The organism is Pseudomonas sp. S3_B08, from assembly GCF_054667725.1.
Genome location: NZ_CP162750.1, coordinates 2334960 through 2352633, shown reverse-complemented (window position 1 = coordinate 2352633; position 17674 = coordinate 2334960). Strand labels below are relative to the sequence as shown.

The window sequence follows — 17674 nt, the reverse complement described above, 5'->3', positions numbered from 1 at the left end:
AATCCTCAGTGTTTTGCCGTCAATTCCACCAGATGATCCTCAACCTCCTGTGGCTTGAGCACCAGCACATCGCTTTCCAGCGTATCCAGCACCGCTTCAGCGGTATTGCCAATCAACGCGCCTGACAAGCCACTGCGCGCCACCGTGCCAATCACCGTCACCGCCGCCTGGAGCTTGTGCGCCATGAACGGGATCAACACATCCGCCGGGCCTTCCTCGATGTGCAGGTGCTCGTCATCGACATCGAACTCCGCCTGAAACGCCCGGCACTGCTCGCGGTATTTGGCTTCTATGGTCGATTTGAGCTGAAACGTCGGGTCTGCCGCCGAGAGCATCGGCGACGGATGCGCGGTAATCACATGCAGGTGCGCCTTGGCCAGACTGGCGATGTCGTAGCCATGATCGATGATGGTGCTGTGCAAATGCCGGTGCTCACCGTCGGCATTGCCGACATCGACCGCAGCCAGAATCACTTTGTCTTTCCACGAACCGGCGGTTTTGACCAGCAGCACCGGGGTAGGGCAGTGGCGCAGCAGCTTCCAGTCGGCCGGGGTCAGCAGGGCTTTTTTCAGCGAGCTGTCGGGGAAGTGCTGTTTGATCACCAGGCCGCAACCCTCGGCCTGCTGCACATCGATGATGGTTTCATGCAGGCTCTCGTTCCATGCCTGTTCGGTGGTCACGCTGTAGCCTTCGGCGAGCAATGCAGCCTTGAGCACGCTGAGCAGGCCGGCGTGGTCATGCTTCTTGTCGCACACCAGAAGATGCAGATGGGCCTGGGTGACACCGGCGATCAGCTTGGCGCGTTTGAGCGCCAGGCTTTCTGCATGTTCAGGTTCGATGACCACCAGAATGCTGCGAATGGCTTGCATGAGCGGAGTCTCCAGCAAAGAAAAGGCACGGCGTTGCACAACTATAGTTGCTACCCGAACGTCTGCGACTTGATGCATATCAACAGCCCCCGCTGGTGGTCTGCGGACAGGCCGGTATAATCGGCGCCCTTCGCTCGAACACCTTTTACCGTGAGCCCCATGATCCTTCCCGAAATCCACGAATTCCTTGGCTGCCGCACCCCCGACGCCTGGGTCCAGGCGGCACTGGCCGATCAGGAAACCCTGCTGATCGATCACAAGAACTGCGAGTTCAAGGCCGCCAGCACGGCGCTGAGCCTGATTGCCAAGTACCACGCCCATGTCGACCTGATCAACATGATGTCGCGCCTGGCCCGTGAAGAACTGGTGCACCACGAGCAAGTCATGCGCATCATGAAACGGCGCAAGATCGAGTTGCGTCAGCTGCACGCCGGCCGCTACGCCTCGGGCCTGCGCAAAGTGGTGCGCAGCCACGAACCGGTGAAACTGGTGGATACGCTGGTGGTTGGCGCTTTCATCGAAGCGCGCAGTTGCGAACGCTTTGAAGCATTGGTGCCGCATCTGGACGAAGAGCTGGGCAAGTTTTATTTCGGTTTGCTGAAAAGCGAGGCGCGGCATTTTCAGGGTTATCTGAAACTGGCCTATCAGTATGGTGATGCCAAGGATGTCGCGCAGGTGATCGAGCGCGTCCGTGCGGCCGAGCAGGAACTGATCGAATCGCCGGACGAGGAATTCCGCTTCCACAGCGGTGTTCCGGTCGCCGCATGATCGGGTAGGAGCTGCCGCAGGCTGCGATCTTTTGATCTTGTTTTTACGAATCGAAAATCAAAATATCGCAGCCTTCGGCAGCTCCTACAGAGGTCCGCAATTCAATCGGACATCATTGTCGGATTGTAAAAAAATCTTAAAAGTATGAAACATCACCGAAAACCGGCCCAAGTGGCCGGTTTTTGCTGTCTGCCGTAATCTCCTGTGCGATGAATGCCAGCATAATATCGGCCCTTCCACGTTTGGCTTGGCAACGGTTGTTATGGATAACCTGGGTTTCGGCAAAGTCCTGCTGGTCGAAGACGATGAGCGTCTCGCCGCACTGATCGCACACTTTCTTGAACAACACGGCTACGAGGTGCGCACGGTGCATCGCGGCGATCTCGCCATGGCTGCATTCCTGGAATTCAAGCCGAAAGTGCTGGTGCTCGACCTGATGTTGCCGGGGCAGAGCGGTTTGCAGGTTTGTCGGGAAATTCGCAGTGTCTCGGACACGCCGATCGTGATCCTCACCGCCAAGGAAGACGATCTCGATCACATTCTCGGTCTGGAGTCCGGCGCTGACGATTACGTGATCAAACCGATCAAGCCGCCGGTACTGCTCGCGCGGCTGCGTGCGTTGCAACGGCGGCAGACGCCGGACACCAGCGTGGTCAGTTTCCTTGAGTTCGGGCAATTGAGCATCGACCGCAGTTGCCGTGAAGTGCGCCTGGCCGGTGAGCTGATCGAGCTGACCACCATGGAGTTCGAATTGCTCTGGTTGCTCGCCAGCGCGGCGGGCAAGATTCTTTCCCGCGATGACATTCTCAATCGCATGCGCGGCATCGCTTTCGACGGCCTCAACCGCAGCGTCGACGTCTACATCAGCAAATTGCGCAACAAGCTCAAGGACAATCCCCGCGAGCCGGTGTGCATCAAGACCGTGTGGGGCAAGGGCTATCTGTTCAATCCGTTCGCGTGGGAGCTGTAGATGCTGCGCTTGTTCCTCGGCCTGTTTCTGGTGATGACGGTGGGTCTGGTGCTGGCCTTGCAGGCGGTCGAGCACACCTTCAACGCCTTGCTCGACAGCCAGACGCAGGATTACAACCGTGAAGCCGTGCGCGGTCAGGCGTGGTCGCTGGTCGATCATCTGCAAGGCCGCCAGGGCGCCGAGCGTGAACAGAAACTCGATTCATTGCGTGCGCATTACGGTCTGTCGCTGAGTCTGGTCGAGGCCGATCAACTGGCCCTGACACCGCAGGAAAAAGCCGAGCTCGCGCGGAACCTGTTGGTGATCCGCGACGATTACACGCAGTTCATCAGCAACATCGATGGCGGCTCGCAATTGCTCAGCATCAAGCTGCCGCCGGAGCCGAGCCTGATGCCGTTCTACATCACCGCGGCGTACATGATGCTCGCAGTGCTGATCGGCATCGTTCTGTTTTTCTGGGTGCGCCCGCACTGGCGCGATCTGGAAAAGCTGCGGCTGGCGGCCGAGCGTTTCGGCGACAACGATCTGTCGGTGCGCATCCAGTTGTCGCGGCGCTCGAACATCCGCGATCTGGCCGAGCACTTCAATCTGATGGCGGCGCGCATCGAGGGCTTGATCGCCAATCAGCGCGAGCTGACCAATGCGGTGTCGCACGAATTGCGCACACCGATCGCGCGGCTGTCGTTCGAACTTGATCAGCTCAAACAGCAACCCGACGCGAGCCAGAATCGCGAGCTGATCGCCGACATGTATGCCGACCTCGGTGAGCTCGAGGAAATGGTCTCGGAGCTGCTGACGTACGCCAGCCTTGAGCACGGTGCGACGGTGATCAAACGGGAGAATATTCACGCGGCCGACTGGCTAGACAGCGTTGTCGGCAGTGTGGCGCTTGAGGCCGAAGCAGTGGGCGTGCAGTTGTCGATCGCCGGTTGCCAGCTCGACACTGTAAGCATCGAACCGCGCTTCATGGCGCGGGCGGTGATCAACCTTTTGCGCAATGCCATTCGCTATGCCGAGCAGCGCGTTGAGGTGTCGCTGCAGCGCAATGGCGATGACTATGAAGTGCGGGTAAGTGATGACGGGCCGGGCGTGCCGCTGGAGGGACGGGAGAAAATCTTCGAACCGTTTTCCCGACTGGATGCCAGCCGGGATCGGCGTACTGGCGGTTTCGGGCTGGGCCTGGCGCTGGTGCGGCGGGTTTCGCAGTCCCATGGCGGGCAGGTTGAGGTTGGCGACTCGGTGTGGGGCGGGGCGTTGTTCAGGATGACCTGGGCGCATCTGGACTGATTGATATTGCCTGACCCGGTCCCTTCGCGAGCAGGGGATCGCAATCCAAATGTGGGAGCGAGCCTGCTCGCGAAGGGCGCGGTGTTCAGCGGGTCACGCCGAGTCGCTCATGCCACTGGGCGATCGATTCTTCAGGATATTCATCAAACTGCTGATCCTTCGGCTTCGCCTCGACCTCAACCCACGGCGCTTTCGAGCCAAGCATCAGGTGCGTGTGTTCCGGCGGCACCGGCAGTGGCGTGTCGATCGCCGAGGCGAATGGGTGAATCAGCTCTGGCCACTCCGGGCTGAACAGCCACAGGCCGCTGCCGCACAGCGAGCAGAAGTGGCGCTCGGCGCTGCTGCGGTGGGCGCGTTTATCGCCTTCAGCTTTCATCTTCGCGTGATAGATGCTGATGTTTTTGCGCCCGCGAACCTTGAGAGTGGTCGCGTCGCCGCCAAGGTTGATCGCATAACCGCCGCCGCCCTGGGTCTTGCGGCAGATCGAGCAATAGCAGCGTTGATAGGGATAAGGATGGGCGCTGTCGAGGCTGACGTGACTTCGCCGCAATGGCAGGAGCCTTCGAGGTGCATGGTGCTCTCCTGTGTCTGAATGGTCCGCTTCAGCCTAGAACATTCTGCTGGATGCTTGCCGGTGTGATGCGACCGGCGGGCGCAGCGTCTAGCCCCAGTGTCCCCGCGATCCCATGGGGCGAGACTTTCGGAACCCGGCATGCAAGCGCTGTTGAACGAGATCCTTGACGCCGTCCGGCCCCTGATCGGGCAGGGCAAAGTTGCTGACTATATTCCCGCCCTCGGCACGGTACCGGCCAACCAGTTGGGCATCGCCGTGTACAGTAACGATGGCGAAATGTATTGCGCCGGCGACGCTGAAACGCCGTTCTCGGTGCAGAGTATTTCCAAGGTATTCAGCCTGGTGCAGGCCATCGATCATTCCGGCGAAGCGATCTGGGAGCGGCTTGGCCACGAGCCGTCCGGCCAGCCGTTCAACTCGCTGGTGCAACTGGAATTCGAGCGCGGCCGCCCGCGCAATCCGTTCATCAATGCCGGTGCGCTGGTGATCTGCGACATCAACCAGTCGCGCTTCGCCGCGCCGACACTGTCGATGCGCGACTTCGTCCGGCGTCTGTCCGGCAACCCGCAAATCATGATCGACGGCAAGGTCGCCGACTCCGAATACCAGCACCGCGCGCGCAATGCGGCGATGGCCTATCTGATGCAGTCGTTCGGCAACTTTCACAACGATGTCGAAGCGGTGTTGCGCAGCTATTTCAGCCACTGCGCGCTGCGCATGAACTGCATCGATCTGGCCCGGGCGTTCTGCTTTCTGGCCAATGACGGGTTCTGCAAGCACAGCGGCGAGCAGATCCTGACGCGCCGCCAGACCCAGCAGGTCAATTCGATCATGGCCACCAGCGGTTTGTACGACGAGGCGGGCAATTTCGCCTATCGCGTCGGCTTGCCAGGCAAGAGCGGGGTCGGCGGCGGCATCGTTGCGGTAGTGCCGGGACAGTTCAGCGTGTGCGTGTGGTCGCCGGAGTTGAACGCCGCCGGCAACTCGCTGGCGGGGATGGCAGCGCTGGAACTGCTGAGCTCGCGGATTGGCTGGTCGGTGTTCTGACCCACCTGAACACCACATGACCCTGTGGGAGCTGGCTTGCCAGCGATGAGGCCCTGTCAGTCACGATAAATTTGCCTGAACCACCGCTATCGCTGGCAAGCCAGCTCCCACAGGTTTCTTTAGTGTTTGAGGAGGTGTATTTCAGCCAGTAATCCGCTACATTTTCCGACCGCCCGCTGCATGGTGAATCCGCTTCATGTCTCTTGCGCTCGAACGTCTAGTCGCTGGCACGCCGATCCCTTTCGCTGGTAACCGCGTCACCGTGGTCAGCCCCGAACTGGCCGCGCGGTTTCAGCCCGGTGACCATTTGCTGGTCGAGCAGGTCAGTGGCGAGTTGTTGCTGATCCCCGTGGCCGATCAACAGGCCGCCTCGGTGGCAATCGAGCGTGCGGCTGCGGCATTCACCGCGTTGTCGGCGGTGTCCGATGAAGCCATCAGTCAATTCTTCGACCTGTTTGCCCAGCGCTTGGAAAACCCTGAATGCTGGACGCAGATCGAAGCCGCCAACCGCGCCGACATCGAACGGGCCAAGGCGCGCGGTCGCTCGACCACACGCTTGCTCGCCGATGAACGCATGCGCCGCGACATGATCGCCGGGCTGCGCGCCTGGCGTGATGCGCCGCCCACGCGGGGCAAAGTGATCAGCAGTGTCGAGCACGACGGCTGGAAGGTTGAGCAAGTCGTCTCGCCGCTGGGCATCGTCGCGTTTGTATTCGAAGGCCGGCCCAACGTATTTGCCGACGCCGCCGGCGTGTTGCGCACCGGCAATACGGCTGTGCTGCGCATCGGCAGCGATGCGTTGGGCACTGCGCAAGCCATCGTCACTCACGCTTTGAACCCGGCGCTGGCCGAAGCCGGTTTGCCGGTGGGGGCGGTGTCGTTGGTCGAAAGTGTCAATCACGCCGCCGGTTGGGCGATGTTTGCCGATCGGCGTCTGTCGCTGGCGGTGGCGCGCGGCTCGGGCCGTGCGGTCAGCCAGTTGGGCAGCATTGCCCAGCAGGCCGGTACCGCCGTCAGCCTGCACGGCACCGGCGGTGCGTGGCTGATCGCCGAACGTGATGCCGATGCCACACGCTTCGCGGCGGTGGTGCGCAACTCGCTGGACCGCAAGGTCTGCAACACCCTGAACGTCTGCCTGATTCAGCGCGAACGCGCCGATGAGCTGGTGCGGCTGTTCCTCGATGCCTTGAAAGACGCCGGTACTGCGCGCGGCCAAGGCTGCAAATTGCACATCGTCGCGGGCAGTGAAAATTGCCTGCCAAGCGAATGGCAGAACGCAACGGTCGAGGTTTATCGCGCCGAGGGTTACCAGACCGAAGCGCTGGCCGAGTCTTTGCCCGAGTCGGAGCTGGGCCGCGAGTGGGAATGGGAAGAAACCCCGGAAGTCAGCCTGATGATTGTCGACGATCTGGAGCAGGCGATTGCGCTGTTCAATCGTCACAGCCCGCAATTCACCGTGTCGTTGATCAGCGAGGATGCGGCGGTTCAGGAACGCTTCTACAACGCGGTGAATGCGCCGTTCGTAGGCAACGGCATCACCCGTTGGGTCGATGGTCAGTACGCGTTGAACAAGCCGGAACTGGGCCTTTCCAATTGGGAGAGCGGGCGCCTGTTCGCGCGCAGTGCGATTCTTTCCGGTGATGGCGTGTTTACCGTGCGTAGCCGGATGACTCAGGTTGATCTCAGGGTGAAACGCTGATCTGTTGATCGTTCCCACGCTCTGCGTGGGAATGCAGCCCGTGACGCTCCGCGTCACTGGACGCAGAGCGTCCCTAGAGGCATTCCCACGCAGAGCGTGGGAACGATCACGGTGGGGAGTCAGGCAGCGTGGCTGGCTTGCGCGCTGATCGCGCAAGTCTCAGGCCGCTCGGCCAGCGGCACAAAGGTGCGACGATCGGAAGAGAGCGCGTCGATCGAACCGGTCTCGATGTCATACACCCAACCATGCAGATTCAACCGCCCTTGCTCCTGGGCCAGGCGCACACTCGGGTGGGTCTGAATATTCGCCAGTTGCGCGATCACGTTCTCGCGCACCATCGAACTCAATTTCGCCGCGTCGCTGCCATGCACGCGCGCTTCGTTCACTACCTTCGCCGATTCGGCATGCTGCAGCCAGCCACTGACAGCGGGCAGGTGATCCATGCATTTGCACTGGGCAATCGCTGTCATCGCGCCGCAATCCGAGTGGCCGCAAATCACGATATCGGTCACCCCCAGCACTGCCACCGCATATTCCACCGTCGCCGACACCCCGCCCGGATGCGGGCTGTAGGAGGGCACGATATTGCCGGCGTTACGGATCACGAACAGCTCGCCGGGCTCTTGCTGGGTCAGCAGCTCAGGCACCACACGGCTGTCGGAACAGGTGATGAACAGCGTGCCGGGTTGCTGAGTCGTGGCCAGGTGTTTGAACAGTTCGCTGCGTTGCGGGAAGGCTTCGTTCTGGAATTTCAGGAAGCCGTCGATCAGGGCTTTCATGGGCATGTCCTCGTGGCAGAAATGAGATGGCCCGCACGCAGGGTGCGGGCCGGGCGTATCAGAACGGACGCAGCGGCAGGAACTTGCCGTCGAGGGTCACCACGGCGCGGGAGCCGCCTTCCGGGTCTTCGACTTTCTTGATGTCCAGTTTGAAGTTGATCGCACTGATGATGCCGTCCCCGAACTGTTCATGAACCAGCGCTTTCAGCGTGGTGCCGTAGATCTGGATCATTTCGTAAAAACGGTAGATGGTCGGATCGGTCGGCACGCCGCTGAGGCTGCCGCGCAAAGGAATGATCTGCAGAGCGGCGACGTCATCTGCGCTGAGGTCAAGCTTGTCGCCGACCACTTGAGCAGCGTTTTCCGGCAAAGGATGCTGGCCGAGCAGGGCGGCGGTGACATAAGCCAGGCTGAGGCCGGTGCCGTCAGCGAGATCCTGCCACGACAGATCTTTTTTCGCCTTGGCGTCGAGAACGCGGGTAGTCAGGGCCAGGCTGTTGTCGTTGTAGGCGTGGGACTGTTGCATGGTGTCACTCCTTTCAGGGGTTGGCTTGCTGTGTGTGGAAGCAATGTTGCGCCGGTCGATTCATAGCGTCCAAGACCGATATACAATGCTCCGCATAAGCCCTGCCTATAGATGGTGTTTCCATGCTTTTGCGACATTTGCGTTATCTGCTCGCCGTTGCCGATCACGGCGGCTTCACCCGCGCCGCCGAAGCGCTGCATGTATCGCAGCCGACGTTGTCGCAGCAGATCCGGCAGTTGGAAGAAACCCTCGGCGTCAGCCTGTTCGATCGCACCTCGCGCACGGTGAAACCGACCGATGCCGGCGCGGCATACATTGAATGCGCACGCCGCGTGCTGGTGGAGCTGGAGGCCGGACAGCGCGCCTTGCACGATGTGAAGGATTTGTCGCGCGGCACCCTGCGCCTGGCGATGACGCCGACGTTCATGGCGTATCTGGTCGGGCCGTTGGCGCGCGACTACGGGGCACGGTTTCCCGGGATTCATCTGGAGATTTTCGAGTTGTCGATGGACGACATCGAGGCAGGACTGGCGGATGACTCGCTGGATGTCGCGATCGCGTTTACCCCGGTGCGCAATGCCGATATCGAATGCATACCGGCGTTTACCGAGACGCTGGGGATCATGGTCGGGCCTGGGCATCCGCTCTATGGCAGCCCTTCGGTGTTGACGCCGGCGGAATTGGCTTCACTGGATTTCGCGTTGCTGGCGCCGGGTTTCATTACGCGGTTATTGGTGGATGAGTATTTCCGTGAGCAGGGGATTACGCCGCAGGTGCGCATCGAGGTGAATTCGGTGAGTACGCTGCTGGAAGTGGTGCGGCATGCGCCGCTGGCGACCATGCTGCCCGAGGCGATTGCCAGCGAAGACCGCGCGTTGCGCCGCTTGCGTGTTGAAGGGGAGGCGCCGCAGCGGGGAGCGGCGTTGTTGCGGCGCAGGAATAATTATCACAGCGCGGCGGCGTTGGCGTTTGTGGAACTGGTGCTCGGCATGAAAAGCCCCTCACCCTAACCCTCTCCCAGCGGGAGAGGGGACTGACCGAGGTGTTTGGTCAAGTCACGCCGACCTGAACAAGCTTCGTTGACTCATAATCGCCACGGTCATTCAGGTCTACGGTTGAGCTGAGGCAACTCGGTCGGCTCCCTCTCCCTCGGGAGAGGGCTGGGGTGAGGGGCGACGGGGGCACTCACGCCGCATAACTCAAAAGAACAACAAAGGGCCTGCTCCCAATCGGAAGCAGGCCCTTAGTCAAATAATCTACAACTCAATAAAACCGATCAATCACCCGAACTTCATTTTTGTTCTGCATCGAATCCCACGCCTGTTTCAGCGTCTGCAGCACGTTCCCAATGAAGTCCTTGTCGGCCGCAGCCTTCTTGCCGACATAACCGTGGCCGCGGCGGTACATCTTCAGGCGGGCCAGCAGGTTCTGGTGATTGCGGTCGAATTCTTCTTCGCCAGCGTGGGGCGACAGGCAGTCGATGTGCACCTGGCCCGACTTGCTGATCCAGAGAATATGGCTGTCGTGGCTGTCTTTCTGCGCCGCGAACATACGCGCCAGTTCTTCGATGGTGGGTTGATTGTTCAGATTCATTGTTATGCCCCTTGACCAGTCTGGTGATCTTTCAAAGTTGATTCGCTAATACAGGTAGCCCATCGGTTAGTTGATCCCTGGCACCGAAACCAGGACGTCAGCGTTCGCCCGTGTGAAGTACGGGGTCGTGCATCTGTTGCATGTAGTCGTGTTGAATAACTGCTACGCAATAGCGTCACAACGAGGAGAAGCAGCGAAAACCGGGAGGCTCCTTGACGACAATCCAGTGTCGGCCACAAGCGTCTTGAGAATTTTCGCCAGCGCTTCTCGTCCTTGTACTGGACGTTCAGGCCAGGTCAGCTTCTTCAATCTGCCTTGTGGGCAGCGTGTATCCGGAAAAAACAACTCGGCGGTCAGACGAGTTTGCTCAAGCGTGTTACCAGTGCTCCCGATCGGGGAACGTCTTCATCATGCAAAAGCAAAACGACGCCGTCAACGGTTTTGTAGTGATTATTTTCAAGCACTACATATTGTCGGACAAAGCTGTTTTGGAATGAGAAAAGATCCGTTTCGACAACGTCGAGAAGGGAACCGCGAGGGATTCAGCGAGTCGTCGGACGCGCCGTGCGTTTGCGCGTACCGGCGGTTTTGCTGGGCGTCGACTTACGCTTTTTCTTCCACGGCGCTGCGGCTTTGCCGGCAGGCGGCGGGCCGCTGATGGTCAGGCTGAGGGCGGAGCAGCGGGTGACCTGCTTGCTCATCCACGCGGCCTGTTTGGTCACGAATTCTTCCAGACTCATCTCGCCGCTCTGCACCATGTCCAGGGCCTGTTCCCAGATCGCCGTGGTGCCAGGGTCGGCGATCGCGAGAGGCACTGCGTCGATCAGGCTGAACGCGGCAGGTGTCGCCGCCAGTGCCTTGCCGTTCTTGACCAGATAATCGCGATCAAGCAAACCCTGAATGATCGACGCGCGGGTGGCTTCGGTGCCGATGCCGGTGGTGTCCTTGAGTTTCTGTTTGAGCAGCGGATCCTCGACCAGTTTGGCGACGTTCTTCATCGCCTTGATCAGATCGCCTTCGGTGTAGGGTTTTGGCGGTTGCGTCCACAGGTCCTTGAGACTCACTTTCGCCACAGCGCATTCGACGCCTTGGCTGAGGGTCGGCAAGGTTTGCGGTGCTGGTGCTTCGCGGCCCCTGGCCGGTGCCAGTGCTTCGGGCAATGCGCGCTTCCAGCCCGCTTCGATGATCTGCTTGCCCACCGCGCGCAGGGCCTGCCCGTTGCAATCGAAATCGGCTTGAGTGCGATCGTATTCGTGATTGGGCAGGAACTGCGCCAGGTAGCGCGCGCGAATCAGTGTGTACACCGCACGATGCTTGCCGCTCAGGCGTTCAAGATTCTTCGCGGCGATGGTGGGAATGATGCCGTGGTGAGCGCTGACCTTGGCGTCATTCCACGCCCGCGAGCGCCTTTGCGGTTCGAGATAACCCTGCAAGGCTTCAAGGCTCGGATCGGCCTGGCGCAACGCTGTGAGGATCGATGGCGCCTCACTGTGTTGGCTCAACGGCAGAAAGCCGCAATCACTGCGCGGATAGGTGATGACTTTGTAGGTTTCGTAAAGGGCCTGGGCGATGTCGAGGGTTTCCTGCGCGCCAAGGCCAAGCTTTTTCGAGCAGACTTCCTGCAAGGTGCCAAGATCGAAGGGCAGCGGCGCGACTTCGCGCATGCGCTCGGTCTTCAGCTTGATCACCCGTGCGCTGTCAGCACTGCTGATCGCCGCCGCTGCCTGTTGCGCCAACGCCTGATTCAGGCAGCGATCCTGATCATCACAAACGTCCGACGGCGCGCGCCATTGCGCGGTAAACGCCGTTCCGTTGTGCAGCAAATCCACGTCGATTGCCCAGAACGGTACGGGGACGAAATCGGCGATGCTGCGGTCGCGGTCGACCACCAGTCGCAGGGTGGGCGTTTGTACTCGTCCTACCGGCAACACGCCCTGATAACCCGACTGACGGCCCAGCAAGGTGAACAGTCGGCTCATGTTCATGCCGATCAACCAGTCCGCCCGCGAACGGCCCAGCGCCGAGTGATACAGGCTGAACGTTTCTGCTCCGGGCTTCAGCGCGCCCAGTGCCTTGCGAATCGACGCCTCGTCGAGTGCCGACAGCCACAAACGGCGGATCGGCCCGCGATAGCGGCAGTGCTCGACCAGTTCCCGGGCGATCATCTCGCCCTCACGGTCGGCGTCGGTGGCGATGATCAGTTCGCTGGCTTCGCCGAGCAGGCGCTTTACCGCTTTGTACTGGCTGGCAGTGCGCGGCTTGACGGTCATTTTCCACTTGTCCGGGATAATCGGCAGATCGGCCAGCACCCAGCGTTTGTAGCGCGCGTCGTAGGCGTCCGGCGGCGCGGTTTCGAGCAAATGGCCGATGCACCAGGTCACTGTGACGTCCGTCCCCAACCAGCAGCCGTCGCCGCGACGCTTGGCGCCGAGCACCGCCGCAATATCTTTGGCCTGAGAGGGTTTTTCACAGAGGTACAGCCGCATAGCTACCATCGCTGGTTGGTGTGTGGAGAGGGCACAGGATGGCGGGAGTTCGCGGCGGGAGCAACTTTTATCTGTATGGATATACAGATAAAAGCGTTGCAGGAGGTTTAGCCGTTCGGCCGTAATCCAGTCGAGCTGCGCAACCATCAGCTATACCTGAACCGGTCTCTTCGCTGTGCTCAGGAGAACCTCATGAAAAGCCCCAGTCCCGTGATCAGCCTGGAACAACTTGCCGGCTGCCTGCTGGTGAAGTTCCACGGCATCCAGGTCGCCGCGTCCTCTCACGCGATGATCCTCAACGAAGCCAACTATCCGCCGGTGTACTACATCCCGCGCGAAGACATCGACGAAAAATACTTCGCCCGCACCGACCACACCAGCTATTGCCCGTACAAGGGCGACGCCAATTACTTCAGCCTGCAAGTGCCGGGGCATGAGGGCGCCAATGCGGTGTGGACTTACGAAAAACCCAAGATCTCGGTTGAACCGATCCGCAACTATGTGGCGTTTTATCCGGACCAGGTGAAATTCGAAGTGATCAAAGCGGACGCCTGAAGCAAAAAATGGCGAGAGAATCGCTTCCCTCGCCATTGTTGTCAGCGGGTTTTTCAGTTTTTATCGAGATCGATATTCTTCGTCTCACGCAGACAGATCATCCCCACCACCAGGCTCACCCCGGTGATCAGCACCGGATACCACAGCCCGTAGAAGATATCCCCGGTGTACACCACCAGCGCAAACGACACGGTGGGCAGGAATCCGCCGAACCAGCCGTTGCCGATGTGATAGGGCAGCGACATAGAGGTGTAGCGAATGCGGGTCGGGAACAGTTCGACCATCAACGCGGCCAGCGGGCCGTAGCACATGGCCGAGATGATGATCAGCGCGACGATCAGGGCGACGATCATCGGTTTGTTGATCTGCTGCATATCGGCTTGTTGCGGGTAGCCGGCGAGGGTGATCGCGCCGCGCAGTGCCGCCTCATCGAAACCATCCAGCTTCACGTCGCCGACACTCACTTGCACAGCGCTGCCCGCAGGTGCAGCGACGCTGGAGTAGGGCAGGCCTTGCTTGACCAGGAAGGTCTTGACCTTGTCGCACGGGCTGTCGAATTTGGCCTTGCCCACCGGATCGAACTGGAACGTGCAAGTGGCGGGATCGGCGAGGACGGTGATCGGTGCCTGACGGCTGGCCTGATCGATCGCCGGGTTGGCGTAGTGGGCCAGGGATTTGAAGATCGGAAAGTACAGCGCGGTGGCCAGCAGCAGGCCGAGCATCAGCACCGGTTTGCGCCCGACCTTGTCCGAGAGCCAGCCGAAAAAGATGAAGAATGGCGCGCCGATCACCACGCTGATGATCAACAGGCTGTTGGCCACCGCCGGGTCCATTTTCAGGAACTGGGTGAGGAAGAACAGCACATAGAACTGCGCGGCGTAGAAGGTCACTGCTTGCCCGGCATTGATGCTGAACAGGGCGATCAGCACGACTTTGAGGTTTTCCCATTTGCCGAAGGATTCGCGGATCGGCGCCTTCGAGGTTTTGCCTTCTTCCTTCATTTTCAGGTAGGCCGGCGACTCGTGCAGGCTCAGGCGAATCCAGGTGGAAATGCCCAACAGGACGATCGACAGCAGGAACGGAATGCGCCAGCCCCAGACTTCAAACTGGTCGCCGGTGAAGTAGCGGCAACCGAGCACTACCAGCAGCGAGAGCAACAGGCCGAGGGTCGCGGTGGATTGAATCCAGCTGGTGTGGAAGCCACGTTTGCCGATAGGCGCATGTTCGGCCACGTAGGTCGCCGCACCGCCGTATTCGCCACCGAGCGCCAGGCCCTGAAGCATGCGCAGCACCACCAGAATGATCGGCGCGGCGATGCCGATGCTGGCGTAGGTCGGCAGCAGGCCGACGCAGAACGTCGCCACGCCCATCAGAATGATCGTCGCCAGAAAGGTGTATTTGCGCCCGATCATGTCGCCCAGGCGGCCGAACACCAACGCGCCGAACGGCCGTACGATGAAGCCGGCGGCGAACGCCATGAGCGCGAAGATGAACGCCGTGGTGTCATTGACCCCGGCAAAAAACTGCTTGCTGATCACCGCCGCGAGGGCGCCGTAGAGGAAGAAGTCATACCACTCGAACACCGTCCCGAGTGATGAAGCGAAGATGACTTTCTGCGTGGCGTTGCTGGTCTCGGCGCTGCCCGCAGCGTCCAGCGGCTGAACGTGTTCTGACATATCGGTATCCCTCACAGTGATTGTTTTTGTTGTTCCACTGGTGTTGCGTGTCCGGTAATGCGCGATGCCTGAGTCTGGTGATGATTTCTGTGGGAGCGAGCCTGCTCGCGAAAGCTTTTTGCCAGTCAACTCCTAGGCTGAGTGAGCTACCGCATTCGCGAGCAGGCTCGCTCCCACAGGGGAAATATCTACAGGTCTGGACAAAATCAGTTGTGCCGCCTTCTCGGCAATCATCAGCGTAGGCGAACAGGTGTTGCCCGAGGTGATGCGCGGCATGATCGACGCATCGGCAACGCGCAGACCCGGCACACCATGCACGCGCAATTGCGCATCGACCACCGCGTCACCGTCATTGCCCATGCGGCAGGTGCCGACCGGATGGAAAATCGTCGTGCCGATCTTCGCCGCCGCTTCATGCAATTGTTCTTCGCTTTGCAAGCTGTCGCCGGGCAGGTATTCGACCGGTTTGAACGCTTGCAGGGCAGGGGCGCTGACGATGCGCCGGGTCAGGCGAATCGCATCGGCGGCGACGCGCAGATCTTCTGGATGGCTGAGGTAATCGGGCTGGATAAGCGGCGCCGCTTGCGGATCGGCCGAACGAATCTCGATGCGTCCACGGCTCTGCGGGCGCAGGTCGCACACCGAGGCGGTGAACGCCGGGAAGCTGTGCAGCGGCTCGCCAAAGCGCTCCAGCGACAGCGGTTGCACGTGATATTGCAGGTTCGCCGAGGTTTGCTCGGGACCGGAGCGGGCGAATGCGCCCAACTGACTCGGCGCCATCGACAATGGCCCGCTACGGTCATACAGATAACGCAGGCCCATGCCCATCTTGCCCCACACGCTGCCGGCGATCTGGTTCAGCGTACGGGCGTTTTCCAGCTTGTAGATCAGCCGCAATTGCAGGTGATCCTGCAGATTGCCGCCGACCCCCGGCAGCTCATGAATCACGCCTATCCCTACGCGTTCGAGCAGCGGCCGCGGACCGATGCCGGAGCGCTGCAGAATGCTCGGCGAGCCGACTGAACCGGCGCACAAAACAATCTCCTTGCGCGCCTTGAACTGTTTGATCTGACCTTCATGCTGCGCGCTGACTTTCGCCGCGCGGCCGTTCTCCAGCAACACACGATCAACCTCGACGCCGGTCAGCACGGTCAGGTTCGCCCGGCTGCGCAGCGGTTTCAAAAAGGCCTTGGCCGCGTTCCAGCGCACCCCGGCTTTCTGGTTGACCTGAAAGTAACCGCAGCCCTCGTTGTCGCCCTGGTTGAAGTCATTGATGCTGGCGATGCCGCTTTGCTCGGCGGCGCTGCGAAAGGCATCCAGAATCGGCCACGACAGGCGCTGCTGTTCGACCCGCCATTCACCCTGATCGCCATGAAATTCAGCGCCGCCGGCAAAGTGGTTTTCGCTCTGTTTGAACAGCGGCAGCACATCCTTCCAGGCCCAGCCCGGATTGCCTGCGGCCGCCCAGCCGTCATAGTCGCCGGCCTGGCCGCGCATGTAGATCATGCCGTTGATCGACGAACAGCCGCCCAGCACCTTGCCGCGCGGATAACTCAGCGCGCGGCCATTGAGGCCCGGTTGTTGTTCGGTTTTGAAGCACCAGTCGGTGCGCGGATTACCGATGCAGAACAGGTAACCCACAGGAATATGAATCCAGGCGTAGTTGTCGCGTCCGCCGGCTTCGAGCAGCAACACCCGTTGCTGTGGATCCGCTGAGAGCCGGTTGGCCAGCAAGCAACCGGCGGGGCCGGCGCCGACCACGATGTAGTCGAATTCATCCAGGGACGTCTGCATGCCCTGACCTCGCTTTTTGTTTTTATTGTCGGACACTCTAGTTGTTAGCTTTCGTTAAAAGAATGTTAGTTTTTGCGCAGCCGCTGTGCGTTTTCAAACAGCGTGCAACGACGATAGCCGACAAGGACCCGCCATGTTCGACTGGAACGACCTGCGCTTTTTTCTCGAGCTGCAACGCAGCGGCCGCCTGCTCACTGCCGCGCGCCGGCTCAACACCACCCACGCGACAGTGGCGCGGCATATTGAATCGATCGAGAAAAGCCTCGGCACTGCGCTGTTCGTCCAGCACGCCCAGGGCTATGAAATGACCCCGGCGGGGGAGGCGCTGCTCAAGCACGCCGAAGCGATGGAAAACGTCGCGCTGCTGGCGCAGGAAGAAATCACCCAGTCCACCGCGCCGCTGGGCAAGATCCGCGTCGGCGTCACCGAAGGCCTAGGCATCAAGTTTCTCGCCAGTCGCATGATTGGCTTGTTCGAGCGTTATCCGGGATTGGAGGTGGAACTGGTTGCAGTGCCGCGCTTTGTCAGCATCCTCAACCGTGAAGCGGAGATCAGCATCCACCTCGAACGGCCATCCGCCGACATGCTGGTCACGCGCAAGCTCACTGACTATCGACTCGCGCTTTACGCCAGCCAGACCTACCTCGACAAAGCGCCACCGCTGCATAGCCGCGAAGACTTGGGCCGACATGCGTGGATCGGTTACGTCGACGATCTGCTGTTCAGTCAGGAACTGATGTTCCTCAACAGCTTCTGCCGCAGCCCGCGCGTGGTGTTTCACAGCACCAGCGTCATCGCCCAGCAGGAAGCGGCGCGCTCGGGGTTGGGCATCGCCGTGCTGCCGTGTTACATGGCCGCGTCCGACCCGGATCTGGTGGCGCTGCTGCCGGATGAAAGCATCGAACGCAGCTACTGGATCAGCACGCGGCGGGAGTTGCACAAATCGGTGCGGCTGCGGGTGGTCTGGGATTATGTGGTGGGGTTGTGTGAGGCAGAGCAGGAGTTGTTGCTGGGAAGATCTCAGGTTGGCTCCTCTTTTGCTTGAAAGCGC

General features: G+C 60.5%; 15 protein-coding genes and 1 pseudogene. 8 read left to right on the top strand and 8 right to left on the bottom strand.

The genetic code is table 11. From position 1 onward, the window contains the following. Window positions 1-5: 5 nt before the first annotated feature. Window positions 6-869: a universal stress protein gene (locus AB4N73_RS10645; protein WP_076562374.1), complete on the bottom strand. Its 864-nt coding sequence runs from the start codon at window positions 867-869 to the stop codon at window positions 6-8. A 159-nt stretch (window positions 870-1028) separates the two neighbouring features. Between AB4N73_RS10645 and AB4N73_RS10640 the strand changes: the two genes are divergently transcribed. The 3 genes from AB4N73_RS10640 (at window position 1029) to AB4N73_RS10630 (ending at window position 3894) form a co-directional block, all read left to right on the top strand. After that, complete coding sequence (locus AB4N73_RS10640; protein WP_041480839.1) at window positions 1029-1637, top strand: MiaE family protein; 609 nt, start codon at window positions 1029-1031, stop codon at window positions 1635-1637. A gap of 262 nt (window positions 1638-1899) precedes the next feature. Next, complete coding sequence (locus AB4N73_RS10635; protein WP_137214904.1) at window positions 1900-2607, top strand: winged helix-turn-helix domain-containing protein; 708 nt, start codon at window positions 1900-1902, stop codon at window positions 2605-2607. Beyond that, window positions 2608-3894: an ATP-binding protein gene (locus AB4N73_RS10630; RefSeq protein ID WP_460143406.1), complete on the top strand. Its 1287-nt coding sequence runs from the start codon at window positions 2608-2610 to the stop codon at window positions 3892-3894. Window positions 3895-3979: 85 nt separating this feature from the next. Here the strand turns inward: AB4N73_RS10630 and AB4N73_RS10625 are convergent. Continuing rightward, window positions 3980-4467, bottom strand: a pseudogene (locus tag AB4N73_RS10625) (GFA family protein). A gap of 139 nt (window positions 4468-4606) precedes the next feature. Between AB4N73_RS10625 and glsB the strand changes: the two are divergent. Together glsB and AB4N73_RS10615 are read left to right on the top strand one after the other, a co-directional pair. After that, complete coding sequence (glsB, locus tag AB4N73_RS10620; protein ID WP_024013269.1) at window positions 4607-5515, top strand: glutaminase B; 909 nt, start codon at window positions 4607-4609, stop codon at window positions 5513-5515. Between the two features lie 196 nt (window positions 5516-5711). Then, on the top strand, window positions 5712-7214 hold the full coding sequence (locus tag AB4N73_RS10615; RefSeq protein ID WP_460143404.1) for an aldehyde dehydrogenase family protein: 1503 nt from the start codon (window positions 5712-5714) through the stop codon (window positions 7212-7214). Between the two features lie 119 nt (window positions 7215-7333). On the opposite strand, the gene AB4N73_RS10610 is transcribed toward AB4N73_RS10615, so the two are convergent. After that, the gene (locus tag AB4N73_RS10610; RefSeq protein WP_095180245.1) at window positions 7334-7993 is read right to left on the bottom strand and encodes a carbonic anhydrase; all 660 of its coding nucleotides are present in this window, start codon (window positions 7991-7993) and stop codon (window positions 7334-7336) included. Between the two features lie 58 nt (window positions 7994-8051). Then, entirely contained in the window at window positions 8052-8519 is a 468-nt protein-coding gene (gene cynS / locus AB4N73_RS10605) for a cyanase (protein ID WP_041480833.1), read from the bottom strand. 122 nt (window positions 8520-8641) lie between these two features. Between cynS and cynR the strand changes: the two genes are divergently transcribed. Beyond that, entirely contained in the window at window positions 8642-9529 is an 888-nt protein-coding gene (gene cynR / locus AB4N73_RS10600; RefSeq protein WP_460143402.1) for a transcriptional regulator CynR, read from the top strand. Between the two features lie 253 nt (window positions 9530-9782). Here cynR and AB4N73_RS10595 read toward each other — a convergent pair whose 3' ends face one another. Next, a complete protein-coding gene (locus AB4N73_RS10595; RefSeq protein ID WP_056789230.1) occupies window positions 9783-10112 on the bottom strand; it encodes a hypothetical protein in 330 nt (109 codons plus the stop codon). A 542-nt stretch (window positions 10113-10654) separates the two neighbouring features. Further along, the gene (locus AB4N73_RS10590; protein ID WP_460143401.1) at window positions 10655-12598 is read right to left on the bottom strand and encodes a DNA topoisomerase III; all 1944 of its coding nucleotides are present in this window, start codon (window positions 12596-12598) and stop codon (window positions 10655-10657) included. A 192-nt stretch (window positions 12599-12790) separates the two neighbouring features. Here AB4N73_RS10590 and AB4N73_RS10585 point away from each other — a divergent pair, with 192 nt between their 5' ends. Then, window positions 12791-13153, top strand: a complete 363-nt coding sequence (locus AB4N73_RS10585; protein ID WP_056789235.1) for a DUF427 domain-containing protein — start codon at window positions 12791-12793, stop codon at window positions 13151-13153. Window positions 13154-13206: 53 nt separating this feature from the next. On the opposite strand, the gene AB4N73_RS10580 is transcribed toward AB4N73_RS10585, so the two are convergent. Together AB4N73_RS10580 and AB4N73_RS10575 are read right to left on the bottom strand one after the other, a co-directional pair. Next, window positions 13207-14829: an MFS transporter gene (locus tag AB4N73_RS10580; RefSeq protein WP_024013261.1), complete on the bottom strand. Its 1623-nt coding sequence runs from the start codon at window positions 14827-14829 to the stop codon at window positions 13207-13209. A gap of 132 nt (window positions 14830-14961) precedes the next feature. After that, entirely contained in the window at window positions 14962-16623 is a 1662-nt protein-coding gene (locus tag AB4N73_RS10575) for a GMC family oxidoreductase (protein ID WP_252876482.1), read from the bottom strand. A gap of 133 nt (window positions 16624-16756) precedes the next feature. Here AB4N73_RS10575 and AB4N73_RS10570 point away from each other — a divergent pair, with 133 nt between their 5' ends. Beyond that, a complete protein-coding gene (locus AB4N73_RS10570; protein WP_150635036.1) occupies window positions 16757-17668 on the top strand; it encodes a LysR family transcriptional regulator in 912 nt (303 codons plus the stop codon). Window positions 17669-17674 lie beyond the last annotated feature (6 nt).